Raw genomic sequence first — 20,872 nt, 5'->3', positions numbered from 1 at the left:
TCTGGGACCGTGACTACGGCGCGACTCTCAGACATCGCGGCGCAGGCGGGGGTCAGCGAGGCCACCGTCTCCCGCGTGCTCAACGGCAAGGCGAACGTCTCGGCCGCCACCAGGCAGACCGTGCTGGCGGCACTCGACGTGCTCGGGTACGAGCGGCCCACCCGGCTGCGCCAGCGCAGCGCGGGCCTGATCGGGCTGATCACCCCGGAGCTGAGCAACCCGATCTTCCCCGCGCTGGCCCAGGTGATCGAGCAGGTGCTGAGCCGGCACGGCTACACGCCGGTGCTCTGCACCCAGACGCCGGGCGGCTCCACCGAGGACGAACTGGTGGAGATGCTGGTCGACCGGGGCGTGGCGGGCATCGTCTTCGTCTCAGGCCTGCACGCGGACACCACCGCCGACCACGACCGGTACGCCCGGCTGGCCGGCCGCGGGGTGCCGTTCGTGCTGATCAACGGGTACAGCGAGAAGATCGACGCGCCGTTCATCTCGCCGGACGACCGGGCCGCGATGTGGATGGCCGTCCAGCACCTGGCCGAACTCGGCCACGAGCGGATCGGGCTGGCCGTCGGGCAGCGCCGGTACGTGCCCGTGCTGCGGAAGATCGAGGGGTTCACCGCCGCCCTGTGCGAGGTGCTCGGGCGCACCCGGGAGGAGGCCGAGGGCCTCGTCCACCACACCCTGTTCAGCGTGGAGGGCGGCCACGCGGCGGCCGGCGCGCTGCTCGACAAGGGCTGCACGGCGATCGTCTGCGGCAGCGACATGATGGCGCTCGGCGCGATACGGGCCGTCCGGCAGCGGGGCCTGACGGTGCCGCAGGACGTCTCGGTGGTCGGGTTCGACGATTCGCCGCTGATAGCGTTCACCGAGCCGCCGCTGACCACCATCCGCCAGCCGGTGGAGGCGATGGCCACCGCCGCGGTGGACGCCCTGCTGGAGGAGGTCGGCGGAAACGCCGCCCAGCGCGGGGAGTTCATGTTCCAGCCCGAGCTGGTGATGCGCGGCTCGACCGGCGCAGGCGCGCGCTGACGGATCGGACGAACGGCCGGGGTCCGGGAGCAGGCCGCTCCCGGACCCCGGCCTCGTCGTGCGGATCAGCCCTCCTGGACGGCCGGGCGGTCCGGGGTGACCCGGTGGCCGTCGGCGGCGTCGCCGGTCCGGGTCTCGGTGCGCCGCCCCCGGTCCAGGTAGTCGCGGAGGATCAGTTCGACGGCGTCCTGCGGGCTCTTCGTGCCGGACAGCATCATCGCGTCGATCGCGAGGTTGGCGTCGAGCGTGACGGTGACCTGGGCCATGGTGACTCCTCCTCGGGGACAGAGCAGCAGCATGCCTGGTGCGGCCGGATTTGACCATGACCTTCCGGGGCGGGGCGTGCGAGGTTCCGGGGGCGGTCCGGCGCGGGACGCACCGGGGCCCCCGGGGAGGGAGCGACCTGGCTCCTCCCCGGGGGCCCCGGGCTTTCGCGGGTCAGACCCGGCCGTGGGTCAGACCCGGCCGGCGAAGTCCGGGGCCCAGTTGGCCAGGGTCTGGGTCCGCACGCCCGACCTCGGGTTGGCGGCCTCGACGTACTTGCCGTCACCGATGTAGAGCGCGACGTGGTGGACGCCGGAGTCCTTGCCGTTGTTGGACCAGAACAGCCGGTCGCCCGGCTTGAGGGCGTCGAGCGAGACGTGCGTGGACGCGGCGGCCTGGTCGGCGGCGACGCGCGGGACGGTGATGCCCGCGGCGCGCAGCGCGGCCTGGGTGAGGCCGGAGCAGTCCCAGCCGCCGTTGCCGGTGCCGCCGTAGACGTAGGCCTGGCCGACCTTCGACTGGGCGAAGGAGACGGCCGCGGCCATGCTGCCGGTGGCGGCCTGGGCCGGGGCCGGGGTCTCGGCCTGGGCGGCGGGCTTGGCGGCCGGCTTGGTGGCCGGGGCGGGGGTCTGGGCGGCCGGCTCGGTGGTGGCGGTGCCGGTCCCCGCGTCCTTGGCCCGGTTGAACCAGTCGAAGCCCTTGCCGGACTCCTCCGAGGCCTGGTTGCCCTTGGCCCGGTCGCCGAAGGTCAGGTGCTGGCCCGGGTAGATGCTGTGCGGGCCCTCGGTCAGGGTGGCGCGGTTGAGCTCGTAGAGCCGCTCCCAGCCGCCCTGGACGTCGTTCTTGTCGGCGATGGAGGAGAGCCAGTCGCCGACGGCCACGGTGTAGTCGGCGGACTGCTTCCGGTCGCCCTGCTGACCGCCCTGCTGGCCGGTCTGCTGGCGCCACTGGCGCCCGTCCTGGCCGCCGTCGCCCTGGCGGGCGGCGTCGGTGGCGGCGGGAGCCTGCGCCTGCGGCTGGGCGGCCTTGGGCGCGGCGGGCTGCGTGGCCTTCGGCTGGGCGGCGGGCTTGGCGGCCGGGGCCGGGGTCTGGACGGCCGGCTTGGCGGCGGCCGTGGAGGTGTCGACGGCGGCCGGGGTGCCGCCCTTGGTCAGGCCGGCCTTGACCGAGCAGACCGGCCAGGCACCGGGGCCCTGCACGGCGAGCACCTTCTCGGCGATCGCTATCTGCTGGTCCTTGGTGGCGAGGTCGGCGCGCGCGGCGAACGAGGTGCCGCCGAACTCGGCCCAGGTGGAGCTGGTGAACTGGAGTCCGCCGTAGAAGCCGTTGCCGGTGTTGATGCTCCAGTTGCCGGTGCTCTCGCACTGGGCGACCTTGTCCCAGGTGGCGACGGAGGCGGCCGAGGCGGTGCCGGTGGTGAGGCAGGGGATGGTGAGGCCGATGCCCGCGACGCCGAGGGTGGCGATGGCGCGACGGGTGCGGCTGGACAGGCGGGTGCCGTTGGTGGGCAGCATGAAGACGCGGTCCTCTCCCACGCCTGCGAGGTGAGCTGTCGGATTCGGGCTGGAGTTGCCCGGCCGCGCTGTGGACGCGGCTTCACCCCTAGCCCTGGTCGGTCCGGGGACCGGCCTGGGCGAACTACCTGTGGTTCCCCCGCTCCTGCCGTGGTGCTTCGTACTTCCAGCGCACCCGACGGCAGGACTCGGCGTTGCAGGGGAGCTGGGTCCGTGTGGCCACGAACGGGGAGCACGTTAAGCAGAGCCGCCTTCAAACCGCAAACATGTGTGAGGCACGTCACTGTTTGCGAAATCCGTGGTGGGCGGCTGTCCTTCATGATCAGAAATGACCGATTTCATGCAACGCCCGTCGCGGTCAACGCAACTGCCTATGCTTCAGAGCGTCGGTAGGACGCCGGCGCCGCCGCAGCCGCCCGTGGGGAGGGCTACGCACCGATGGCCATGGACGAGGACCCGGACCCCGCCCGGCCGACCGGCCGGACGCGCGGAGCGCATCGCAGGGCAAAGCATCGCAGAGCGGACATCCCACCCGAACCGCCCCTAACTCCCTTAAGTCGCCGCACTTTACTGCGCTGGCTCGCCGTCGGCACCGCCTTCGCGGCGGTCAGCGGCGAGGAGGTGCTGCGGCGCTCGCTGAGCGGCCCGACCGAACCGGTCGCCGCCGTCGCCGGATCGTCCACGGCCGTCGGCGCGGACCGGACGGGAGCCGGAGGCCACGGTGGGGCGTCCCCCGAGGCCGCTCCGGTGGGCGCCGCGCCCGAACAGCCGGCCCCCGCGCCCACCGTCGACCAGAGCGGCCGCCGCTGGTCCGACCCGGCCGGCTGGGGCGGTGCCGTGCCCGGCCCGAGGAGCACCGTGCGGATCACCGACCGGGTGCTGCTCGACACCGACGCCGCCGTCGGCACGCTGCTGGTGGAGCCGACCGGCGCCCTCACCTTCGCCGCCGACCGCACCCTCACCCTCGCCGCCACCGGGAACGTCGAGATCCGCGGCGCCCTCGCCCTCGCCCCCGACGGCACCCACACCCACACCCTGCGCTTCCCCTCCGTCGACGAGAGGCGCTTCCAGGGGGACGGCATGAAGGTCGTCGACACCGACGTGGGCCTCTGGGTCACCGGCGCCGGCTACCTGCGGCTCGACGGCGCCGCCAAGACCGCGTGGGTCCGCGCCGACCGCGAGTTGAAGGCCGGCGGCACCGAGCTGGCCCTGTCCGCCCCGCCCGCCGGCTGGCTCCCCGGCGACGAACTGGCCGTCACCCCGACCGGCCCGCCCGACCGGGAGGGCTTCGCCGCCCACTACGACCTCGTCACCGTGCGGTCCGTCAGCGGAGCCACCGTCACCCTGGAGTCGCCGCTGAAGCACGCCCACCCCCTGGTCGCCGCCGGAGGGGGCGTCACCGTCGGCGCCGAGGTGCTCAACCTGACCCGCACCGTCCGGGTCGAGGGCACCGCCGAGGGCCGCGCCCACGTCCACCTCACCAGCTCCCGGCGCGCCGACGTCCGGCACGCCGCGCTGCGCTGGGTCGGCCCGCGCGCCGACACCAAGGAGACCTGGAGAGGACAGGACGGCACCGCCCCGGTCACCGCGGCCGTCCTCGGCCGGTACGGGCTCCACTTCCACCAGCTCGGCGACGCCACCCGCGGGACCGTCGTCGAGGGCGTGGTCGTCCGCGACGCCGGCAGCCACGCGTACGTGCCGCACGCCAGTCACGGCATCACCTTCCGCAGCTGCATCAGCCACGAGACCTGGGAGGACGCGTACTGGTGGGACGGGCCGCTGGACACCCGCACCCCGCAGCGCCCCTCCGACGACATCGTCTTCGAGTCCTGCGTCGCCTCCCGCACCCTGCTCGAACCCCACCCCCGCGCCTACCGGCTGACCGGCTTCAACCTCGGCGCGGGCACCGGCGGCAAGGCGGTGGACTGCGTGGCCGTCGGCGTCCAGGGCGCCGACGGGGCCTCCGGTTTCGAGTGGCCGGAGAACAGCGAGGGCGTCTGGACCTTCGAGCGCTGCCTGGCCCACAACAACCTGCGGGACGGCATCTTCGTCTGGCTCAACGCCCGTCAGCACCACGTGGTCACCGAGTTCGCCGCCTACCACAACGGCGGCTGGGGCATCGAGCACGGCGCCTACCTCAACGACTTCGACTACACCGCGAGCGTGCTGTACGGCAACGCGGGCGGGGGAGTGGCGCTGCACTCGCTCGGCCGGGACGAGGGCACCGTGTTCGACGGACTGCTCGTCGACGCGGCCGGGCAGAGCGACTTCGCCGTCTCCACCGCCCGGCACGAACTCGCCGGACAGGCCGTCACCTTCAGCCGGAGCCGGTTCACCGGCTACCGGCGGGCCGGCGTGGCCTTCCGGGCCACCTCGGACGGGCAGCCGGACGACGTGCTGCTGCTGGACTGCGAGTTCGGCGGCAACGAGCTCTGGCTGGACCCGGAGGCCGTGCGGCCGAAGAACATCCTGCTGCGCCGGGCCGGGCAGACCGAGGTGCTCAAGGTCCGCAAGCCGGACGAGGAGGGCGCAGCGCAGCCGCAGTGGAACGCCGCCGCCGCACCGGTGGCCACCTTCGCGGCGCAGTCCCGGCCGGTGCGGCTGCCCGCCCTGAAACTGAAGGACGCGGCCTCGCCCACCAGTCGGGTCGGCCGCTGAGGCCGCCCCGGCGACCGCGGCGGCGGTGCGGGGTCCCGGTCCGGCCGGAGGGCGGGGGACCGGACCGTTCCGGCCGGTGCGAGCAGCCGAAGGGGCCCGGAACGGATGCGTTCCGGGCCCCTTCGGACGGGCTTGCGCTACTGGGCGGCGTGCCGTCCGCCGGAGGGCTCCGCGGCGCCGTCCCCGGCCTCCGCGGCCTGCGCGTCGAAGTCGACGGCCGGCAGCGTGGCCAGGTAGGTGGAGGCGATCAGCTGGCCCACCGTCGGGTACGCGCCCAGCGGGGCGGCCGACGGGCAGCCGGACTCCTCGGCTGCCGTGGCGAGCAGCTCGGAGTCCGCCTCCGGGCCGATCACCAGGGGGGCCAGCGCCGGGTTCTGCGAGCCCATCTCCCGGAGGTGGGCGACGGCCGCGGCCACCGAGCCGGGCAGGTCGAGCGCGGCGGGGACGACGGGCACGGCCAGCCGGGCGGCCAGCAGCATGCCGGTGATCCCGGCGGCGTCGGCGGCGGCCTGCCCACCGACGGTGGTGAGCACCACGCCGTCGGCGGCGGTCGCGATGGCGAAGAGCCGGGCCCGGTCGGCGCGGGCCAGACCGGCCTCGGAGAGGCGCACGTGCACGGCCTCGGCCAGCAGCGGATGCGGGCCCAGCACGTCGGTGACGGGGGCGCCGTACTCGGCGGCGAGGGCGTACAGGTCGGTCAGGAAGTCGTGCGGGCCGGGCACGAGGGGCACGATGACCGGCGTGGGCAGGCCGGCCTCGGCCGCCTCGTCCAGCAGTTCGGCGACGGTGCGCTCGGCGCCGATTTCGGCGCCGTGGGCCGGAAGGTAACCGGCTGCCGTCTGCACGCCGTTCTGCTCGCTGCGGACGATGGACAGCAGCTCCTCGACCACGGACCGGGATTCCGGTCCGGCGGCCGCGGGCACGGCGAGCAGCAGGACCGGCGAACCGGTCGGGATTTCGGGGCGCTCGGGACGGCGGTGGCGCCCCCGCGCACGGGAGCCTGGGGTTCGGACGGGCAGTGGCGCGCCCGGGATGGCTGCGGTGCTCATGGCGGAGATCGTAGGACATTCCCCCGCCGTGCTCGCAGTCGGCTGCCGTACGAGGAGGGGCGGCCCATCCGAAAACCGGACATAACCGGCCCGAACCCGGTTTCTCTCCCGGTATCCGCTCAGATGCGAGAGGAGGAGCTCCGCGTTGCAGGAGGGGCGCGTGAGATGTCTCACAGGGCGGGCATCGTCTGACGGAGGGTCACAGTGGGGTCACAGCGGTGCGACTCCGGGCTCCCGAAGATCAACATTCAGCGGGTGGTCGCCTACGGGCCGTCATCGACATCCGGCCGATTCGGTCGACTATGTCCACTTACGTACCGTCAGGTGCGCGGCTCGTGAAGAGTTCCGGTTCGGTGTCGAAAAGCCCGTGCACCTGCAACGTCCCGTGCTGATGCACGTGCACTGGAGCTATCATCACGTCAAGTGAGGCGTTGTGCCGGGCCGGTACGGGGCCGGCCGAGCCGTTCGGCTGAGAGCCGGGGCGCCGAGCTGGACGACCCACTCCGGAGCTCTTCGGGAGATTTCTATGCACGACACGTTCGACACGTACAACGGGATGGCCGCTGCGGACCTCAAGGGCGTGGTCTGGCAGAAGAGCCTGCACAGCAACTCTCAGGGCAACTGCGTCGAGTTCGCCGCCCTCCCGGGGGGCGATGTGGCGATGCGCAACTCCCGCTTCCCGGACGGTCCGGCGCTCATCTACACCCGGGCCGAGATCGAGGCCCTGCTCCTGGGGGCCAAGGACGGGGAGTTCGACCACCTGGCGGTCTGACCGGCCGCCGGCTCCACCATCGGGGGGCCGTCGTGGGTGCTGACACCACGACGGCCTTTGTCTTACCGGCTCCGCCGCCCTGCGAGCCGTCGTGCCACGAGCTGCCGTTCCGCCGGCCCGGCCGCCGTTCGCGGGCCCTCGCCCGCCAGCCGCCGTTCCGCCCGCCAGGGTCACCCGCCGTCGCCGCCGTGCCGAGCCGCCGCACGCGGATCGGAGGGGCGCACCGCCGCAAGGGTGGCCGGTACCCGCTGCCCGAGGGTCACCGATCGCCGTTGCCGGGGTGTGTCGCGCTGGTGTGTGGTCTCCCGCCGGGCGGTGTGGTGCTCCCGGGGGTCCTGTCACGGGTCGTGCGCCGTGCTAGGCCGAGCGTCGGTGCCGTCCGCTCATCTCGGGGGCCGGGATCGACCGTTGTTCCGGTTCCGCCTCGAACAGCGCCCAGACGACCTTGCCGCCGCCGAGCGGGTGCCAGCCCCAGGAGTGGCTGAACGAGTCGACCAGGTGGAGGCCGCGGCCCGACTCCGCCACGAAGTCGGCCTCCCGCGCCACCGGGCCGATGTTGCTGGGGTCGCTCACCGCGCAGACCACCTGCGGGGAACGGTGCACCAGGCTTATTCGGATCGGCAGCCTCCCCTCGGCTGCGCACTGCATGGGAAAGTCGTAGTCGTCCGCCGCACCGGGGCGCGCGCCGATCGCGTGCCGCAGGGCGTTGGTCACCAGCTCCGAGGCCACCAGCGCGACGTCGTCGAAGAGCTCGCCCAGGCCCCAGCGGTGCAGGGCGGTTCTGGCGAAGTCGCGCGCGGTTCTGACGGCTTCATATCGAGGAGCGAGCGTACAGGTGACCACATGGGGGTCGACTGCCAAAGCCGTTCCGGTGCTCATGAAGAGCTCCTCCCATAAGGGGGCGGACACGGCTGGACCCGCCGGGGTCATGCCGGTCACCTCCGACTCGCTCGGCCGCACGGCCGCCCACTCGACCAGGCGCGCGCGCACAAGGGCCCGGAGGCGCGGGGGCGCTGCCGGGCCTGTGCACGGAGTCGCGCGTGGGGTCGACGCGGAGCCCGCGGGATTGCCAGGGATGTGCAGGTGCACGTGCACCATCGTCCTCTGCGCTCACTGCAGATGCAAGAGTCGATTCACGTGCAGTCGTTCAAATGGCATATGCAAGCGCCGGATGCACGTGCATCCTGGTGTGCGGAGTACAGAACTGATAGGAACATCCGTCAGTATCGGCACCGTGAGCGCTCAACTGATGGCAGACTGTGCGCTGTTTGCCCTAGGTGGAGGTTAGGACCACATGACCACAGTTCAGCCGGGCGGCGGCTCGATGGTCCGCCGGATCCTCCTCGGCTCCCAGCTGCGCCGCCTCCGGGAGGGGCGCGGCATCACCCGCGAGGACGCGGGCTACGCGATCCGTGCGTCCGAGTCCAAGATCAGCCGCATGGAACTCGGCCGGGTCAGCTTCAAGGAACGCGATGTCGCGGACCTGCTCAGCCTCTACGGAGTGGACGACGGCCTGGAGCGCGAGGCGCTGCTCGGGCTGGTCCGCGAGGCCAACAAGTCGGGCTGGTGGCACAGCTTCAACGACGTCCTGCCGGGTTGGTTCCAGACGTACGTCGGTCTGGAGGAGGCCGCCGCACTGATCCGCACCTACGAGGTCCAGTTCGTCCCCGGCCTGCTCCAGTCCGAGGAGTACGCACGGGCGGTTTTCGGCCAGAGTCGGCCGGTGATCAGCGAGGAGGAGGTCGAGCGCAGGGTCAGCCTGCGGATGCGCCGCCAGAAGCTGCTCACCGAGGGCGAGAGCCCCCGCCTCTGGGCGGTCATCGACGAGGCGGCGCTGCGCCGTCCGGTCGGTGGGCCGAAGGTGATGCGCGGCCAGGTCCAGTACCTGATCGACGCGGCCGAGCAGGCCAACGTCGTGATCCAGGTCATGCCGTTCCGCTTCGGTGCGCACGCCGGTGAGTCCGGTGCGTTCACCATCCTGCGCTTCCCCGAGCAGGACCTGGCGGACGTCGTGTACCTGGAGCAGCTGACCAGTGCGCTGTACCTCGACAAGCGCGACGACGTCGACGCCTACATCCAGGTGATGGAGCGGCTCTGCGTGGACAGCCTCACGCCCGAGCGCACCATCGACCTGCTGGCCTCGATCCTGAAGGAGCGCTGAGCGCCGGACGTCCCCGTCCGCCGCGCGCCGCTCCACCGGACGGCCGCCGGCCCCGCGGTCTCAGCCGCGGGCCGGCGGCCTTTCGCGTTCCGGCGGGAGCGGCTGCGGCGGGCGGCCGAGGTGCCAGGGCAGGTCGTAGCGGCTGAAGAGGTCCGCGCGGATCGGCGCCAGCGGCACCTCCGCGCCCGGGAGCAGGACGCCTATGCAGCCGCCCATCAGGGCGCTGCGCAGCACCGCGTGCTCCGCGACGGGGTCGGGCGCACCCCAGTCGCGCAGCAGTTCCTGGAGGATCGAGCCGAGCCGTTGCTGCTCGGGGTCCTGGACGAAGGCGCCGGTGTCCGGGTCGAGGATCAGCGCCAGGTGCGAGCGCATCACCCGCGGGTGGTCCATGGCGAGGCCGAGCACCGCGTCGATCGCCCGGGCCAGCCGGGCCTCCGGTGTCGCGTCGGGCGCGAGCTCGCCGAGCGCGGTGGAGAGCTCCTGGTGCATCATCCGGTGGGTCGCCGACTGCATGAGCAGCCGTTTGCCGTCGAAGTAGTACGAGAGCAGTCCGCGGGCCAGTCCGGCCCGTTCGGCGATGTCGGTCAGCGTGGTCCCGGCGTATCCGTGCCGGTCGACCAGTTCGACGGTGGCCCGCATGATGCGTCGCCGGGAACGCTGACGCATCTCCTCATTGACCGAATCCCCGCGAGGTGCCATCGTTTCTGCTCCGTACGTTCGTTGGCTGTCGGCCAATATACTGGCGCGGCCGGCGACCGGACCGCGGCCCCCGGGCCTTGGGCCGGGCGGCGGCGTTCGGTTCGTACGGAGGCGCCGGCTCTACCAACACGGGGGTTTGGTGGAGCCGGCGCCCGCCCGGGGACTCCGTCCCGGGCCTGGTGGAACTCGTACCGCTGTTCAGCTCTTGGTCAGAACCTCGCCGCCCCGGTCGACCAGGTCGACTGACGGATAATCATAGTCCGGTACGGAGAAGTGAGGTGCCTTCGTCCGCCGGTCGAGAACGGCGCCCGCGACGGCGATCACGAAACCGACCACCGCGATCCCGGTGATGAAGAGCAGGGCGGGCCGGTAGCCGTCCAGCTGGGCCTGCGCGCCGGTGCCGCCGCCGCTGCCGGCGGTGATGATGGCCGTGGCGCCGGCCAGGACGACCGCGGTGCCGACCTGGATCGCGGTGTTCACCAGGCCGGAGGCCAGTCCCTGCTCATCGTCGGCGACGCCGTCGGTGGCGGCGATGTTCACCGAGGGGAAGGCCAGCGCGAAGCCGACGCCGAGCAGGATGATCGACGGCAGCACCAGCACCGGGTACGAGCTGTGCTCGTCGAGCCGGAGGAAGAGCGCGAACGCGCCGACCAGGGCGAGCAGGCCGATCGGCAGCAGCCGGCCGGTCCCGAAGCGGTCCACCACGGGACCCATGAACGGTGCCGACAGGGCGATCATCGCGCCGGCGGGCAGCAGCCCGAGCGCCATCTCCAGGGCCGACCAGTCGAGCAGCTCCTGGAGGTAGAGCGTGACCACGAACTGGAAGCCGCCGTACGCGCCGGTCATCGCGAACGCGATCACGTTGGCGCGGGCGACCGAGCCGTTGCGGAAGATCCCGAGCCGGACCAGCGGGTGCGCGGTGCGGCTCTCGACGAACAGGAAGGCGGAGCCGAGCAGCGCCACGACGGCGAACGAGCCCAGGGTGCGCAGGCTGAGCCAGCCGGCGCCCTGCGCCTCGGTCACGGTGAAGACCAGCAGCAGCACGGTGGCGGTGCCGGTGATCGCGCCGAGCACGTCGTACCGGCCGGTGGCCTTCTCCCCGGCGGCCGGGCGGGGGAGCAGCCGGACGGCGAAGACGAGGGCGAGCAGGGCGATCGGGACGGGCATCAGGAAGGTCCAGCGCCAGCCGACCGAGGTGAGCACTCCGCTGAGGACCAGGCCGAGCGAGAAGCCGCTGGCCCCGCAGGTGGTGTAGATCGACAGTGCCCGGTTGCGGGCCGGGCCCTCCGGGAACGTGGTGGTGATGATCGACAGGCCGGCCGGCGCGGTGAAGGCGGCGGCGACGCCCTTGATGAAGCGGGCGGCGATCAGCAGGCCGCCGTCGTCGACCAGGCCGCCGAGCAGGGAGGCGGCGGCGAAGACGGCGAGTGCGACGAGGAAGACCCGGCGGCGGCCGAGCAGGTCGGCGGTCCGGCCGCCGAGCAGCAGGAGCCCGCCGTAGCCGAGTACGTAGCCGGAGACCACCCACTGGAGGGTGGAGGTGGAGAGGTGGAGTTCGGAGCCGATGGAGGGGAGCGCGATGCCCACCATCGAGATGTCCAGGGCGTCCAGGAACAGCGCGGCGCAGAGCACGATCAGCGTGCCCCAGAGGCGGGGACTCCAGCGCGGAGCCCCCTGTGATGAATCGTCAGACGTCGTGACGGTCGCGGTGGTCATGGGCAAGAGAGTACATGCACGTGCATTCAATGCAAGTGAATAAGATGTTAACGCATAAGTTGCTTCCGCATGTGATACCGTGGCGGCGTGGCTGAACTCGACCCCCACGATTCCCACGACTCCCCGGCGGAGGCCGGTCTGGTCGTCCAGTGGCGCGACCTGCTGGCCCGGCAGGCCCAGACCGCCTGCCTCCTCGACCGTGAACTCGGCGAGAAGCACGGCCTGGGCATGAGCGAGTTCGAGGTGCTGGAACGCCTCGTCGAGGGGTGTGACGGCAGTGGCGGGCACGGGCTGCGGATCCAGGAGCTGGCCGACACCGTGCACCTCAGCCAGAGCGCGCTCTCGCGGCTGATCGGCAGGCTGGAGAAGGCCGGGCTGGTCACCCGCGCGATGTGCACCAGTGACCGGCGCGGCATCCAGGTCGCGCTCACCGAGGCCGGCCGTCGGCGCTACACGGAGGCCCGTCCCCTGCACCGCGAGGTGCTCTCCCTCACGCTCGCCGACGAACCGGTGCGCGCCTGCGGGACGACCCTGGACTGACGGGGCCGGAGGCCGGCGCTACAGCAGGGACGCGAGGCCCGGTGCGGCGGCCGTCAGCACGACCGCCACCGGCGCGGCCAGGGCGGCCAGGGTCAGCTGCAGGCGGTGCGACACGGAGAGCCGGGGGCGCCCGGCCAGCAGCCGGTCCACCCGCTTCGGCGACTGGGCCATCCCGGGCGGGCAGGAGCCGAACACCCCGCGCCCCAGGTTGAGTTCGGCCAGTGCCAGGGCGGTGGTGTGCCGGCCGTGCCGCCGCGCGGCCCGGTCGTCCGCCGCCAGCTCCACCAGCTCGCCCACCTGATTCCGGAAGGCGCTGAAGACGCCGACCCCGGGGAAGCCCGAGGCGAGCGCCTGCGCGCCCTGCGCCAGCCAGTGGTGCCGGGCCCGGACGTGCCCGCGCTCATGGCTCAGCACCGCCTCCAACTCCCGGTGGGTCAGCTGCCGGAGCGCCCCCGTGGTGACCACCAGCCGGGAGTTGTGCCCGGGCAGCGACCAGGCCCCGGGCCGGACGTCCTCCAGCACCACCAGTCGCTCCCGGCGCTGCCGTGCGTCGTCGATGGAGCCCGGCAACTCAGGTGACAGCGTGGCCAGTTCGGCATGCCGGTGAGCGCGCAGCGCCTTCGCCGAACGGACCTCACGGGTCAGCGCGAACAGCGTCTGCAGCCCGCCCGCGGCCAGCACCGCCGCGCAGAGCCGGCCCCAGCCCTCGGCGTTGTGCAGTCCGTACGCCGCCTCCACGCCGTGCGGTGCGCCCGTGAACAGCAGCGACCGCAGGTCGGGGAGCGCGGCCGAGGCGGCCAGCAGCAGGCTCAGCGCACAGCACAGCAGTACGGCCACCACCAGGCACTGCCAGACCAGCAGCGCCAGCACGGGTTCGCGGTCCACCCAGCGGGCCCGGGTCAGCCGCCGGGGAGCGGCGGTGGCGAGCAGCAGTCCGAGCAGCAGCAGGCCGAGCAGGGCCGTCATGGCATGGGCTCCCCGGGGACGCACGGAGCGCGACAACGCGCTTCCCGTCCAACCTAAGCGCTGCCGGCGCGGCGTGGTACGACTTTCGGCCACCAGTGACCAACGCCACGGCTGTTCGGCGGCCGCGCCGCGAGGACGGTGCGGCGCCGCGACGGCCGTCCGGTGCCGCGCCCGCGACGGTGGGCGCGGGCGCCGGTGTCACATGGTCAGGAGCATGGCGAACATGCCGATGCCCATCGACAGCCGCCAGGCCCGGGGCAGCGTCGCCGAGGCCGCCGGCAGCCCGCCGGGCCCGCCTCCGGCACCGCTGAGCAGCCTGCTGCCCGACCAGAGCGCGTACCCGCCGAAGTAGAGCAGCAGGGCGCCGGTCAGTGCCGGCGATCCGGCCGCGGACGGGTGGTGGCCCGCGTGCCCGGCGGCGGGTGCGGTGGCCATCACGAGTGCCATGTAGGTCATCGCCAGCGCGCCGACCGCGTGGTGCAGCCGGTGCGCCCGCCGCTCCGGGCGGTACGCGGCGGCCAGCAGCAGGGCGACCGCGGGCGGGCCGAACAGCCAGGCCCAGGCGACGCCCGGTACGGCCGTCCCGGTCACGGCCATGGCGGCCATGCCGAAGCCCATCAGGGCCTCGGAGGCATCCGACTCGTACGCGTGCAGCCGGTGCGCGCGGGTCGCCCCGGTGGCCCCGGTCCTTCTCGGGCCGGGCGTCCTCGGTGCGGTTCCGGCTCCGGCCGCTCCCGGGGGCGGCGCAGGGGGAGTACGGCGCAGGCGGGTGAGGCAGTAGCCGCCGGAGGTCGCGGCGAGGGCGGCCAACAACCAGCTGACGAGGGCTGATCCGTGCAACGGCGGCCTCCCGGGCGGTGACGGGCGGGGGTACCGTCCACGATCACGGCCCGGGGCCGCGTGCAGCAGGGCGCGTGCGGGGGCGCATGGTGGTGCCCGGCGGGGTGGGCCCACCGGCGGGCGCCGGACTGCCGCACAGGTCCGGCTACCCGGAGAGCCGCCCGGAGGCGATGACCCGGCTCAGGAACCGCCGGGTCCGCTCCTGCTGCGGCGCCCCGAACACCCGCTCCGGCGAGCCCTGTTCGAGTACCACCCCGGCGTCCAGGAAACAGACCTGGTCGGCGACCTCGCGGGCGAACCCCATCTCGTGCGTCGCGACCAGCATCGTCATGCCCTGCTCCTTGAGGTCGCGCACCACCGAGAGCACCTCGCCGACCAGCTCCGGGTCGAGCGCCGCGGTGATCTCGTCGAGGAGCAGCAGCCGCGGCCCGGTGGCGAGCGCCCGCACGATGGCCACCCGCTGCTGCTGGCCGCCGGAGAGCCGGTCGGGGTACTCCCGCGCCTTCGCCGCCAGGCCCAGCCGGTCGAGCAGCTCGTGCGCCCGCGCCTCGGCCTCGGCCCGGGCCAGACCGTGCACCCGGCGCGGGGCGAGCGTCACGTTCTCCAGCACGGTCATGTGCGGGAAGAGGTTGTAGGCCTGGAACACGACGCCGATCCGTCGTCGCACGGCGTCCTCGTCGGCACGCGGGTCGGTGATCTCCGCGCCGTCCAGGAAGACGGCGCCGTCGTCGATCCGCTCCAGCAGGTTGACGCACCGCAGGAGCGTCGACTTGCCGGAGCCGGAGGCGCCGATCAGCGCCGTCACCGAGTGCTCGGGGACGGTGAGGTCCACGTCGCGCAGGACCGCCTGGCCGTTGAAGCTCTTGCGCACCGACTCCAGGCGCAGCACGGGCTTCACCGGCCCGCCCGACGGCGCGGCCCCGCCCGACGGCCTGGGCACACCCGGTCGTACGGCGGACGTGCCCGGCGGGCGGCCTGCCGCGTCGTCGGACGGACGGCCGGTCACACCGCACCTCCCTGCTGGCGTCGGCGGTTCATCCGGGTGGTGAGCCAGCCGGTGAACCGGGTGAGCGGGATGGTCAGCACCACGAAGACGAGTGCCGCCACCAGGTACGGGGTGGAGTTGAACGACCGGCCGTTGATGATCTTCGCCGCGTACACCGCGTCGATCACCCCGCCGATCGAGACCAGTCCGGTGTCCTTCTGCAGGCTGACCAGGTTGTTGAGGAGCGGCGGCACCACCCGGCGGACCGCCTGCGGCAGCACCACGTACCGCATCGCCTGCGCGTTGGAGAGGCCCAGCGACCGGGCGGCGGCCCGCTGGCTCGGGTGCACCGACTCGATGCCGGCCCGGAACACCTCGGACACGTACGCCGCGTACGTGAGCACCAGCGCGGCGCCGCCCAGCCACAGCGGGTCGGTGGTGACACCGGTCAGTCGCAGCGCCGGCACCCCGGTGATCATCACCAGCAGGCAGATGATCATCGGCAGGCCGAGGAAGAAGTCGACGTAGGCGGTGGCGAGCAGCCGCACCGGCAGGAAGACCGGCCCGCTCAGGGTCCGCAGCACCGCGAGCAGCAGGCCGAAGAAGAGGATCAGCACCCCGCAGACGGCCATCAGCTCCAGGTTGATCCGCAGTCCCTTGAGCACCTCGGGCAGTGCCTGCCGGGCGTACTCGGCACTGAGGAAGGACCGCCGCACGGCCGGCCAGCCGGGCGAGCCGACCACCAGCAGGACCAGCGCCACCGCCGTCACCAGCGTCGAGCCGGCCGCGATCAGCGCCGAGCGGTGGGCCCGCCGGCGCCGGTACGCCTCGTGGGCGAGCCGTCTCGCCGACGGCCGGTAGCCGTCGTCGGCCGCGCCCGGGCCGGCCGGCTCACCCGGGCCCGCCGGCGTCCCCGGGTCGGCGGACCCCCCGGAGAGCCCCTTCACGGTGTCGCTCACTGGAGGACGGGGGCCGAGACGGCGTCCGAGAGCCACTGCTTCTCCAGCTTCGCCAGCGTCCCGTCGGCCCGCAGCGCGTCCACCGCGCCGGAGACGCAGCCGGTCAGCTTCGAGCCCTTGTCCAGCACCAGGCCGAACTGCTCACCCTTCGCGGAGCCCGCCAGCTGGCCGACCACCTGGGCGTCCGTCACCTCGGCCCCGGTGATGTAGAACGCCGTCGGGAGGTCGACCACCAGGGCCTCGACCTGACCGTTCCTCAACGCGGCCTTCGCCAGGTCGTTGGAGTCGAAGACGGCCGGCCGGGTGGTCGGCCTGATGGTGTCGGTGACCGCGTCCAGGCTGGTGGTGCCGACCTGTGCGCCCAGCTTGGCGCCCCTGAGATCGGCGAGGCTCCGGGCCGAGGCGGCCTTGGAACTCTTCAGCGCGATCACGGCCTGGCGCACGTCGTAGTAGCCGGAGGAGAAGTCCACCGCCTGCCGGCGCTCGGCACTGATCGACACCTGGTTGATGTCGAAGTCGAAGTTCTTCGGACCGGGCGCGGTCGCCGTGCCGAACGGAGCGACCACCCACGTCACCTTCTCCTTGGGGTAGCCGAGCTTCTCCGCCACCGCGTGGGCGACCGCGGACTCGAAGCCCTTGCCGTTCGCCGGCGCGTCCTCGGCGAACCACGGCTCGTACGCGGGCTTGTCGGTGCCGATGGTCAGCGTCCCCGCCGCCCGGGTGGGCAACGCGCCCGGCGCGCAGCCGCCGGCCGTGCTCGCGGCCGCGGGGTTCCCGTCGGACGCGGTGTCCTGCGGAGCACAGGCGGCCAGCACGGCACCGGCGAGCAGGAGGGCGGCGAGCGGCTTTCGGGGGAGGGGCATGGCGGGGCTCCCGGGAGGAAGGGGACGGACCGGTCGGGTGGGGAACCTCCCCCGGTGGCGACGCCGGAACACGCGCGGCATGGTCGGCTTACCGGGCTTCGTCCGCTCTGTCCCGGAAGATCCCGGCAGCTGTTCACACGGACGACATACGGTCTCCGACCCCGGTTACCGCAGATCCGCCGCCAGGTGCCCCCTTGAACAGAAGAACCTTTCGTACTTATGGTGGTCTCGTTGAAAACCCTCCTGTCGAAGTGAGTCCCCGATGCAGAATCTTTCGCCAAGGCTCGCCGTGGCGGCCGACGCCCCGGTCGAGTCCCTCGCCGGCCACCCGGCCTGGCTGCGGCTCAAGGAAGCTGTCGAGGCCCTGCGCCCCCTGCAGTCCAAGGACGGCTCCATCGACCTGTCCGTCGTCGAGCGCCGGACGGTCGACCCGCTGGTCGCCACCGTCCGCACGGCCGTCGCGGAGCTTGCGCCGCTCTTCCCGCACGACGCGGCCTACCTGGCCGCCGTCGACGTGGACCTGGCCAAGTGGGCCGACACCGGCTACCGGGAGCCGGACTTCCTGGACTCGCTGCTCGCCTTCCAGCCCGCCGAACAGCGCGAGGACGGCCTGGAGCACCTGGTCGTCTTCCCGATGTACACCCAGAACGGCAACCCGAACCGCAACCTCGAAGCGGTCCTGCTGAACGTCGTCTGGCCCGACTGGCTGGCGGAGCTGGAGCGCACCCGCTTCGACAACCCGATGTTCGTGCCGATCACCTTCACCGACTTCACGGCCGGCTACGACACCAACTCCGCCGTCCTCTTCCCCGAGACCGTGGCCGTGCGCAAGGCGCCGGAACGTTTCACCTGGGGCGGCATCTTCTGCGACCGTGAGGCCGCCCGCTTCCGGGTCGTCTCCACCAACGCCGTCGAGCTGCTCGGCCTGGAGATCCCGGCCGACGCCGAGAGCCTGCTCCAGGACCAGGAGCGCTCGCAGCAGACCTTCGTGCTGTGGGACCTCATCCACGACCGCACCCACAGCCACGGCGACCTGCCGTTCGACCCCTTCATGATCAAGCAGCGCAGCCCGTTCTGGATGTACGGCCTGGAGGAGCTCCGCTGCGACCTCACCACCTTCAAGGAGGCGGTGAACCTGGAGGGGGAGGGCAACGAGCACGCCCGCGACGTCCAGTACGCGATCCTCTTCGACCGCCTCTTCCGCTTCCCGGTCAGCGGCGACCGCGTCCGCAACTACGACGGCCTCGGCGGTCAGCTGCTCTTCGCGTACCTGCACAAGCACGACGCGCTGCGCTGGCGCGACAACCGCCTCAGCATCGACTGGGAGCGGGCCCCGCAGGTCACCAACGCGCTCTGCGCCGAGATCGAGACCCTCTACCGCGACGGCATCGACCGTCCCAAGCCGGCCCACTGGATCGCCGCCTACGAGCTGGTCTCCCGCTACCTCACCCCGCACCCCGCCTCCACCTGGGCGAAGGGCTCCGCGGCGCTGCCGTTCGACATCACCGAGGGCAAGGCCCTCAACAAGGCCCTGTGCGACGCTGTGCTCCCCGACGAGTTCCCGCTGAGCATGTTCTACGAGGCCCTCTCCAAGAAGCTCAGCGGCGTCATCGCCTCGACCACCGGCATCACCGGTGCCGGCCTGCAGGGAGTTGCCGCGTGACCACCGCACCCAAGGGACCGCTCAGCGGCAAGGTGATCGCCGTCGCCGGCGCGAGCGGCCCGGCCGGCCAGGCCGTGCTGCGCCGCCTCACGGCGGACGGCGCCACCGTCATCGGCGCCGACATCGACGCCCAGCGGCTGGAGGCCGCCCTCGACACCGTGCGCGTCGCCGTGCGCGGAGCCAGGGTCAGCGGCCAGGTCATCGACCTCCTCGACCCGCAGGAGGTCCACGACTGGGCCGACCACCTGGAGGCCGAGCACGGCCACGTCGACGGCCTCCTCCACCTGGTCGGCGGCTGGCGCGGCAGCAAGACCTTCTTCGACACCCGGATCGACGACTGGGACTTCCTGCACGACACCGTCGTGCGGACCCTCCAGCACACCTCGCTGGCGTTCCAGCCCGCCCTGGTCCGCAGCGGTGGCCGCTACGCCATGATCTCGGCCGCCGCCGCCCACAAGCCCACCGCGGGCGGCGCCGCCTACGCCGCGGCGAAGGCCGCCACCGAGGCCTGGACGCTCGCCATGGCGGACTCCTTCACGAAGGAGACCACCGCCGAGGACGGCAAGCCCACCGCCGCGGCTGCCATCCTGGTGATCAAGGCGCTGGTCAGTCCCGAGATGCGGGCCGAGAAGCCGGAGGCGAAGTTCGCCGGCTTCACCGACACCGCCGACCTCGCCACCACCCTGGCGGGCCTCTGGGACCGCCCCGCAGAAGAACTGAACGGACAGCACCTGTGGCTGACAGCCCGATGACCGACCCCACCCCGCAGACGGACGCCGTCCGGCGGCACGACCCCGCCGTCCGCGGCTTCGCCAGCGACAACTACGCCGGTGTGCACCCGGAGGTCCTCGCCGCGATAGCCCTCGCGAACGGCGGCCACCAGGTGGCCTACGGCGAGGACGACTACACCGCCCACCTCCAGGACGTCTTCCGCCAGCACTTCGGCGACAAGGCCGAGGCGCACCCCGTCTTCAACGGCACCGGCGCCAACGTCGTCGCCCTGCAGGCACTGCTCCCGCGCTGGGGTGCGGTGATCACCGCCGAGTCGGCCCACATCAACGTGGACGAGGGCGGCGCCCCGGAGAAGATGGGCGGCATCAAGCTGCTCACCGTCCCCACGCCGGACGGCAAGCTCACCCCCGAGCTCATCGACCAGCAGGCCTGGGGCTTCGGCGACGAGCACCGCGCGCAGCCGCTCGCGGTCTCGATCACCCAGAGCACCGAGCTCGGCACCCTCTACACCGTGGAGGAGATCCGGGCGATCGTCGACCACGCGCACCAGCTCGGCATGCTGGTCCACGTGGACGGCTCCCGCCTGGCCAACGCCGCGGCCTCGCTCGGCGTCCCGCTGCGCGCCTTCACCACGGACGTGGGCGTCGACGTGCTCTCCTTCGGCGGGACGAAGAACGGCCTGCTGTTCGGTGAGTGCGTGGTCGTGCTCAACCCCGAGAAGGTCCGGAACATCAAGTTCCTCCGCAAGACCTCGATGCAGCTCGCCTCGAAGATGCGCTTCGTCTCGGTCCAGTTCGAGGCGCTGCTGGCGGGTGACCTCTATCTCCGCAACGCCGGCCACGCCAACGCCATGGCCAGCCGCCTCGAGGCCGCCGTCCGCGGGATCGAGGGCGTGACGGTCGTCCGCCCGGTCAGGGCGAACGCCGTTTTCGCGATCCTCCCCCGCGAGGTGAGCGAGCGGCTGCAGAAGCGTTACCGCTTCTACTTCTGGAACGAGCACACCGGAGAGGTCCGCTGGATGTGCTCGTTCGACACGACGGAGGCTGACATCGACGCCTTCGCGACGGCCATCGCCGAGGAGATGGGCCGCGTGTGACAGGCCTCTGACATTCGTCCGACCCGTGTCCTGCACGCGTCCGGCGCCTGCCGAAGGCCTGCTCGAACCGCGGATCGTCCCGTCCTGCCGCCGCAGGACGGGACGATTTGCATGTGGCGTGCCGATCGCCGTACAGTTCCGGAGTCGCCGCGAGAGAGCGGGGGCAAGCGGAAAGCAAAATCCGATGAATGAAACTCCGGAAAACGGAGCGGAAAACGTCTGATAAGCTGGAAACACGAAAGAACGAAGCGCCCGGAGGGCCGGTGTGAAAGCCGCCTGAAGGAAGTGTCCGTTCCTTGAGAACTCAACAGCGTGCCAAAAGTCAACGCCAGATATGTTGACATCCCCGGCCTCGGACTTGTTTCG

Annotated in this window: 19 protein-coding genes and 1 riboswitch; of the genes, 8 read left to right on the top strand and 11 right to left on the bottom strand. The window is 72.4% G+C overall.

The window, feature by feature from the left end:
- Positions 1-9: 9 nt before the first annotated feature.
- Positions 10-1,029 (top strand): LacI family DNA-binding transcriptional regulator, encoded by a 1,020-nt coding sequence (locus PUR56_RS11435; protein ID WP_329880273.1) that lies wholly within the window; start codon positions 10-12, stop codon positions 1,027-1,029.
- 65 nt (positions 1,030-1,094) lie between these two features.
- Here the strand turns inward: PUR56_RS11435 and PUR56_RS11430 are convergent, their stop codons facing one another.
- Entirely contained in the window at positions 1,095-1,295 is a 201-nt protein-coding gene (locus PUR56_RS11430) for a hypothetical protein (protein ID WP_329880272.1), read from the bottom strand.
- A gap of 189 nt (positions 1,296-1,484) precedes the next feature.
- Positions 1,485-2,828, bottom strand: coding sequence for a transglycosylase family protein (locus tag PUR56_RS11425; protein WP_329948800.1), 1,344 nt, complete (start codon positions 2,826-2,828; stop codon positions 1,485-1,487).
- Positions 2,820-3,001, bottom strand: a riboswitch (cyclic di-AMP (ydaO/yuaA leader). Its footprint overlaps the gene before it by 9 nt.
- Before the next feature lie 244 nt (positions 3,002-3,245).
- Here PUR56_RS11425 and PUR56_RS11420 point away from each other — a divergent pair.
- The gene (locus PUR56_RS11420; RefSeq protein ID WP_329948799.1) at positions 3,246-5,465 is read left to right on the top strand and encodes a hypothetical protein; all 2,220 of its coding nucleotides are present in this window, start codon (positions 3,246-3,248) and stop codon (positions 5,463-5,465) included.
- A gap of 137 nt (positions 5,466-5,602) precedes the next feature.
- Here the strand turns inward: PUR56_RS11420 and PUR56_RS11415 are convergent, their stop codons facing one another.
- Complete coding sequence (locus PUR56_RS11415) at positions 5,603-6,514, bottom strand: sirohydrochlorin chelatase (protein WP_329948798.1); 912 nt, start codon at positions 6,512-6,514, stop codon at positions 5,603-5,605.
- A 526-nt stretch (positions 6,515-7,040) separates the two neighbouring features.
- Here PUR56_RS11415 and PUR56_RS11410 point away from each other — a divergent pair.
- The gene (locus tag PUR56_RS11410; protein ID WP_329880265.1) at positions 7,041-7,286 is read left to right on the top strand and encodes a DUF397 domain-containing protein; all 246 of its coding nucleotides are present in this window, start codon (positions 7,041-7,043) and stop codon (positions 7,284-7,286) included.
- A gap of 357 nt (positions 7,287-7,643) precedes the next feature.
- On the opposite strand, the gene PUR56_RS11405 is transcribed toward PUR56_RS11410, so the two are convergent.
- Entirely contained in the window at positions 7,644-8,165 is a 522-nt protein-coding gene (locus tag PUR56_RS11405; protein ID WP_329880263.1) for an ATP-binding protein, read from the bottom strand.
- Between the two features lie 415 nt (positions 8,166-8,580).
- On the opposite strand from PUR56_RS11405, the gene PUR56_RS11400 reads away from it, so the two are divergent.
- Positions 8,581-9,447: a helix-turn-helix domain-containing protein gene (locus PUR56_RS11400; protein ID WP_329880262.1), complete on the top strand. Its 867-nt coding sequence runs from the start codon at positions 8,581-8,583 to the stop codon at positions 9,445-9,447.
- Positions 9,448-9,507: 60 nt separating this feature from the next.
- Here PUR56_RS11400 and PUR56_RS11395 read toward each other — a convergent pair whose 3' ends face one another.
- Positions 9,508-10,113: a TetR/AcrR family transcriptional regulator gene (locus tag PUR56_RS11395; RefSeq protein WP_329948797.1), complete on the bottom strand. Its 606-nt coding sequence runs from the start codon at positions 10,111-10,113 to the stop codon at positions 9,508-9,510.
- 231 nt (positions 10,114-10,344) lie between these two features.
- Positions 10,345-11,862 (bottom strand): MFS transporter, encoded by a 1,518-nt coding sequence (locus PUR56_RS11390; protein ID WP_329948796.1) that lies wholly within the window; start codon positions 11,860-11,862, stop codon positions 10,345-10,347.
- Positions 11,863-11,949: 87 nt separating this feature from the next.
- Here PUR56_RS11390 and PUR56_RS11385 point away from each other — a divergent pair, with 87 nt between their 5' ends.
- A complete protein-coding gene (locus tag PUR56_RS11385; protein ID WP_329948795.1) occupies positions 11,950-12,402 on the top strand; it encodes a MarR family winged helix-turn-helix transcriptional regulator in 453 nt (150 codons plus the stop codon).
- A gap of 18 nt (positions 12,403-12,420) precedes the next feature.
- On the opposite strand, the gene PUR56_RS11380 is transcribed toward PUR56_RS11385, so the two are convergent.
- From PUR56_RS11380 to PUR56_RS11360, 5 genes are all read right to left on the bottom strand, one after another.
- Positions 12,421-13,368 carry a M56 family metallopeptidase gene (locus tag PUR56_RS11380; protein WP_329948794.1) on the bottom strand — a complete coding sequence of 316 codons (948 nt, stop codon included), beginning with the start codon at positions 13,366-13,368 and terminating at the stop codon, positions 12,421-12,423.
- A 198-nt stretch (positions 13,369-13,566) separates the two neighbouring features.
- Positions 13,567-14,208, bottom strand: coding sequence for a DUF5134 domain-containing protein (locus PUR56_RS11375; RefSeq protein WP_329948793.1), 642 nt, complete (start codon positions 14,206-14,208; stop codon positions 13,567-13,569).
- Positions 14,209-14,353: 145 nt separating this feature from the next.
- The gene (locus tag PUR56_RS11370) at positions 14,354-15,106 is read right to left on the bottom strand and encodes an amino acid ABC transporter ATP-binding protein (protein WP_329948906.1); all 753 of its coding nucleotides are present in this window, start codon (positions 15,104-15,106) and stop codon (positions 14,354-14,356) included.
- A 104-nt stretch (positions 15,107-15,210) separates the two neighbouring features.
- Positions 15,211-16,152 (bottom strand): ABC transporter permease subunit, encoded by a 942-nt coding sequence (locus PUR56_RS11365; protein ID WP_329948792.1) that lies wholly within the window; start codon positions 16,150-16,152, stop codon positions 15,211-15,213.
- Positions 16,149-17,015 carry an ABC transporter substrate-binding protein gene (locus tag PUR56_RS11360; RefSeq protein WP_329948791.1) on the bottom strand — a complete coding sequence of 289 codons (867 nt, stop codon included), beginning with the start codon at positions 17,013-17,015 and terminating at the stop codon, positions 16,149-16,151. The genes PUR56_RS11365 and PUR56_RS11360 overlap by 4 nt, the downstream gene beginning before the upstream one ends.
- Before the next feature lie 262 nt (positions 17,016-17,277).
- Between PUR56_RS11360 and PUR56_RS11355 the strand changes: the two genes are divergently transcribed.
- From PUR56_RS11355 to PUR56_RS11345, 3 genes are read left to right on the top strand one after another with little or no spacing between them, the layout of a single operon-like run.
- Entirely contained in the window at positions 17,278-18,678 is a 1,401-nt protein-coding gene (locus PUR56_RS11355) for a DUF6421 family protein (protein ID WP_329948790.1), read from the top strand.
- Complete coding sequence (locus PUR56_RS11350) at positions 18,675-19,430, top strand: SDR family NAD(P)-dependent oxidoreductase (protein WP_329880246.1); 756 nt, start codon at positions 18,675-18,677, stop codon at positions 19,428-19,430. The genes PUR56_RS11355 and PUR56_RS11350 overlap by 4 nt, the downstream gene beginning before the upstream one ends.
- On the top strand, positions 19,427-20,506 hold the full coding sequence (locus tag PUR56_RS11345) for a threonine aldolase family protein (protein ID WP_329948905.1): 1,080 nt from the start codon (positions 19,427-19,429) through the stop codon (positions 20,504-20,506). Before PUR56_RS11350 ends, PUR56_RS11345 begins: the two co-directional genes overlap by 4 nt.
- Positions 20,507-20,872: the final 366 nt, after the last annotated feature.

Origin of the sequence: Streptomyces sp. BE303, from assembly GCF_036290945.1 — a bacterium.
Taxonomy (GTDB): Bacteria; Actinomycetota; Actinomycetes; order Streptomycetales; family Streptomycetaceae; genus Kitasatospora.
This window is presented reverse-complemented; position numbering and strand designations above follow the sequence as displayed.

Excerpts from the sequence above, each read along its gene's own strand:
- PUR56_RS11405 (WP_329880263.1), bottom strand. The coding sequence starts at position 8,165 with ATGAGCACCGGAACGGCTTTGGCAGTCGACCCCCATGTGGTCACCTGT.
- PUR56_RS11355 (WP_329948790.1), top strand. The coding sequence starts at position 17,278 with ATGCAGAATCTTTCGCCAAGGCTCGCCGTGGCGGCCGACGCCCCGGTC.
- PUR56_RS11400 (WP_329880262.1), top strand. The coding sequence starts at position 8,581 with ATGACCACAGTTCAGCCGGGCGGCGGCTCGATGGTCCGCCGGATCCTC.
- PUR56_RS11360 (WP_329948791.1), bottom strand. The coding sequence starts at position 17,015 with ATGCCCCTCCCCCGAAAGCCGCTCGCCGCCCTCCTGCTCGCCGGTGCC.
- PUR56_RS11395 (WP_329948797.1), bottom strand. The coding sequence starts at position 10,113 with ATGCGTCAGCGTTCCCGGCGACGCATCATGCGGGCCACCGTCGAACTG.
- PUR56_RS11420 (WP_329948799.1), top strand. The coding sequence starts at position 3,246 with ATGGCCATGGACGAGGACCCGGACCCCGCCCGGCCGACCGGCCGGACG.
- PUR56_RS11390 (WP_329948796.1), bottom strand. The coding sequence starts at position 11,862 with ATGACCACCGCGACCGTCACGACGTCTGACGATTCATCACAGGGGGCT.
- PUR56_RS11430 (WP_329880272.1), bottom strand. The coding sequence starts at position 1,295 with ATGGCCCAGGTCACCGTCACGCTCGACGCCAACCTCGCGATCGACGCG.
- PUR56_RS11380 (WP_329948794.1), bottom strand. The coding sequence starts at position 13,368 with ATGACGGCCCTGCTCGGCCTGCTGCTGCTCGGACTGCTGCTCGCCACC.
- PUR56_RS11345 (WP_329948905.1), top strand. The coding sequence starts at position 19,427 with ATGACCGACCCCACCCCGCAGACGGACGCCGTCCGGCGGCACGACCCC.
- PUR56_RS11415 (WP_329948798.1), bottom strand. The coding sequence starts at position 6,514 with ATGAGCACCGCAGCCATCCCGGGCGCGCCACTGCCCGTCCGAACCCCA.
- PUR56_RS11410 (WP_329880265.1), top strand. The coding sequence starts at position 7,041 with ATGCACGACACGTTCGACACGTACAACGGGATGGCCGCTGCGGACCTC.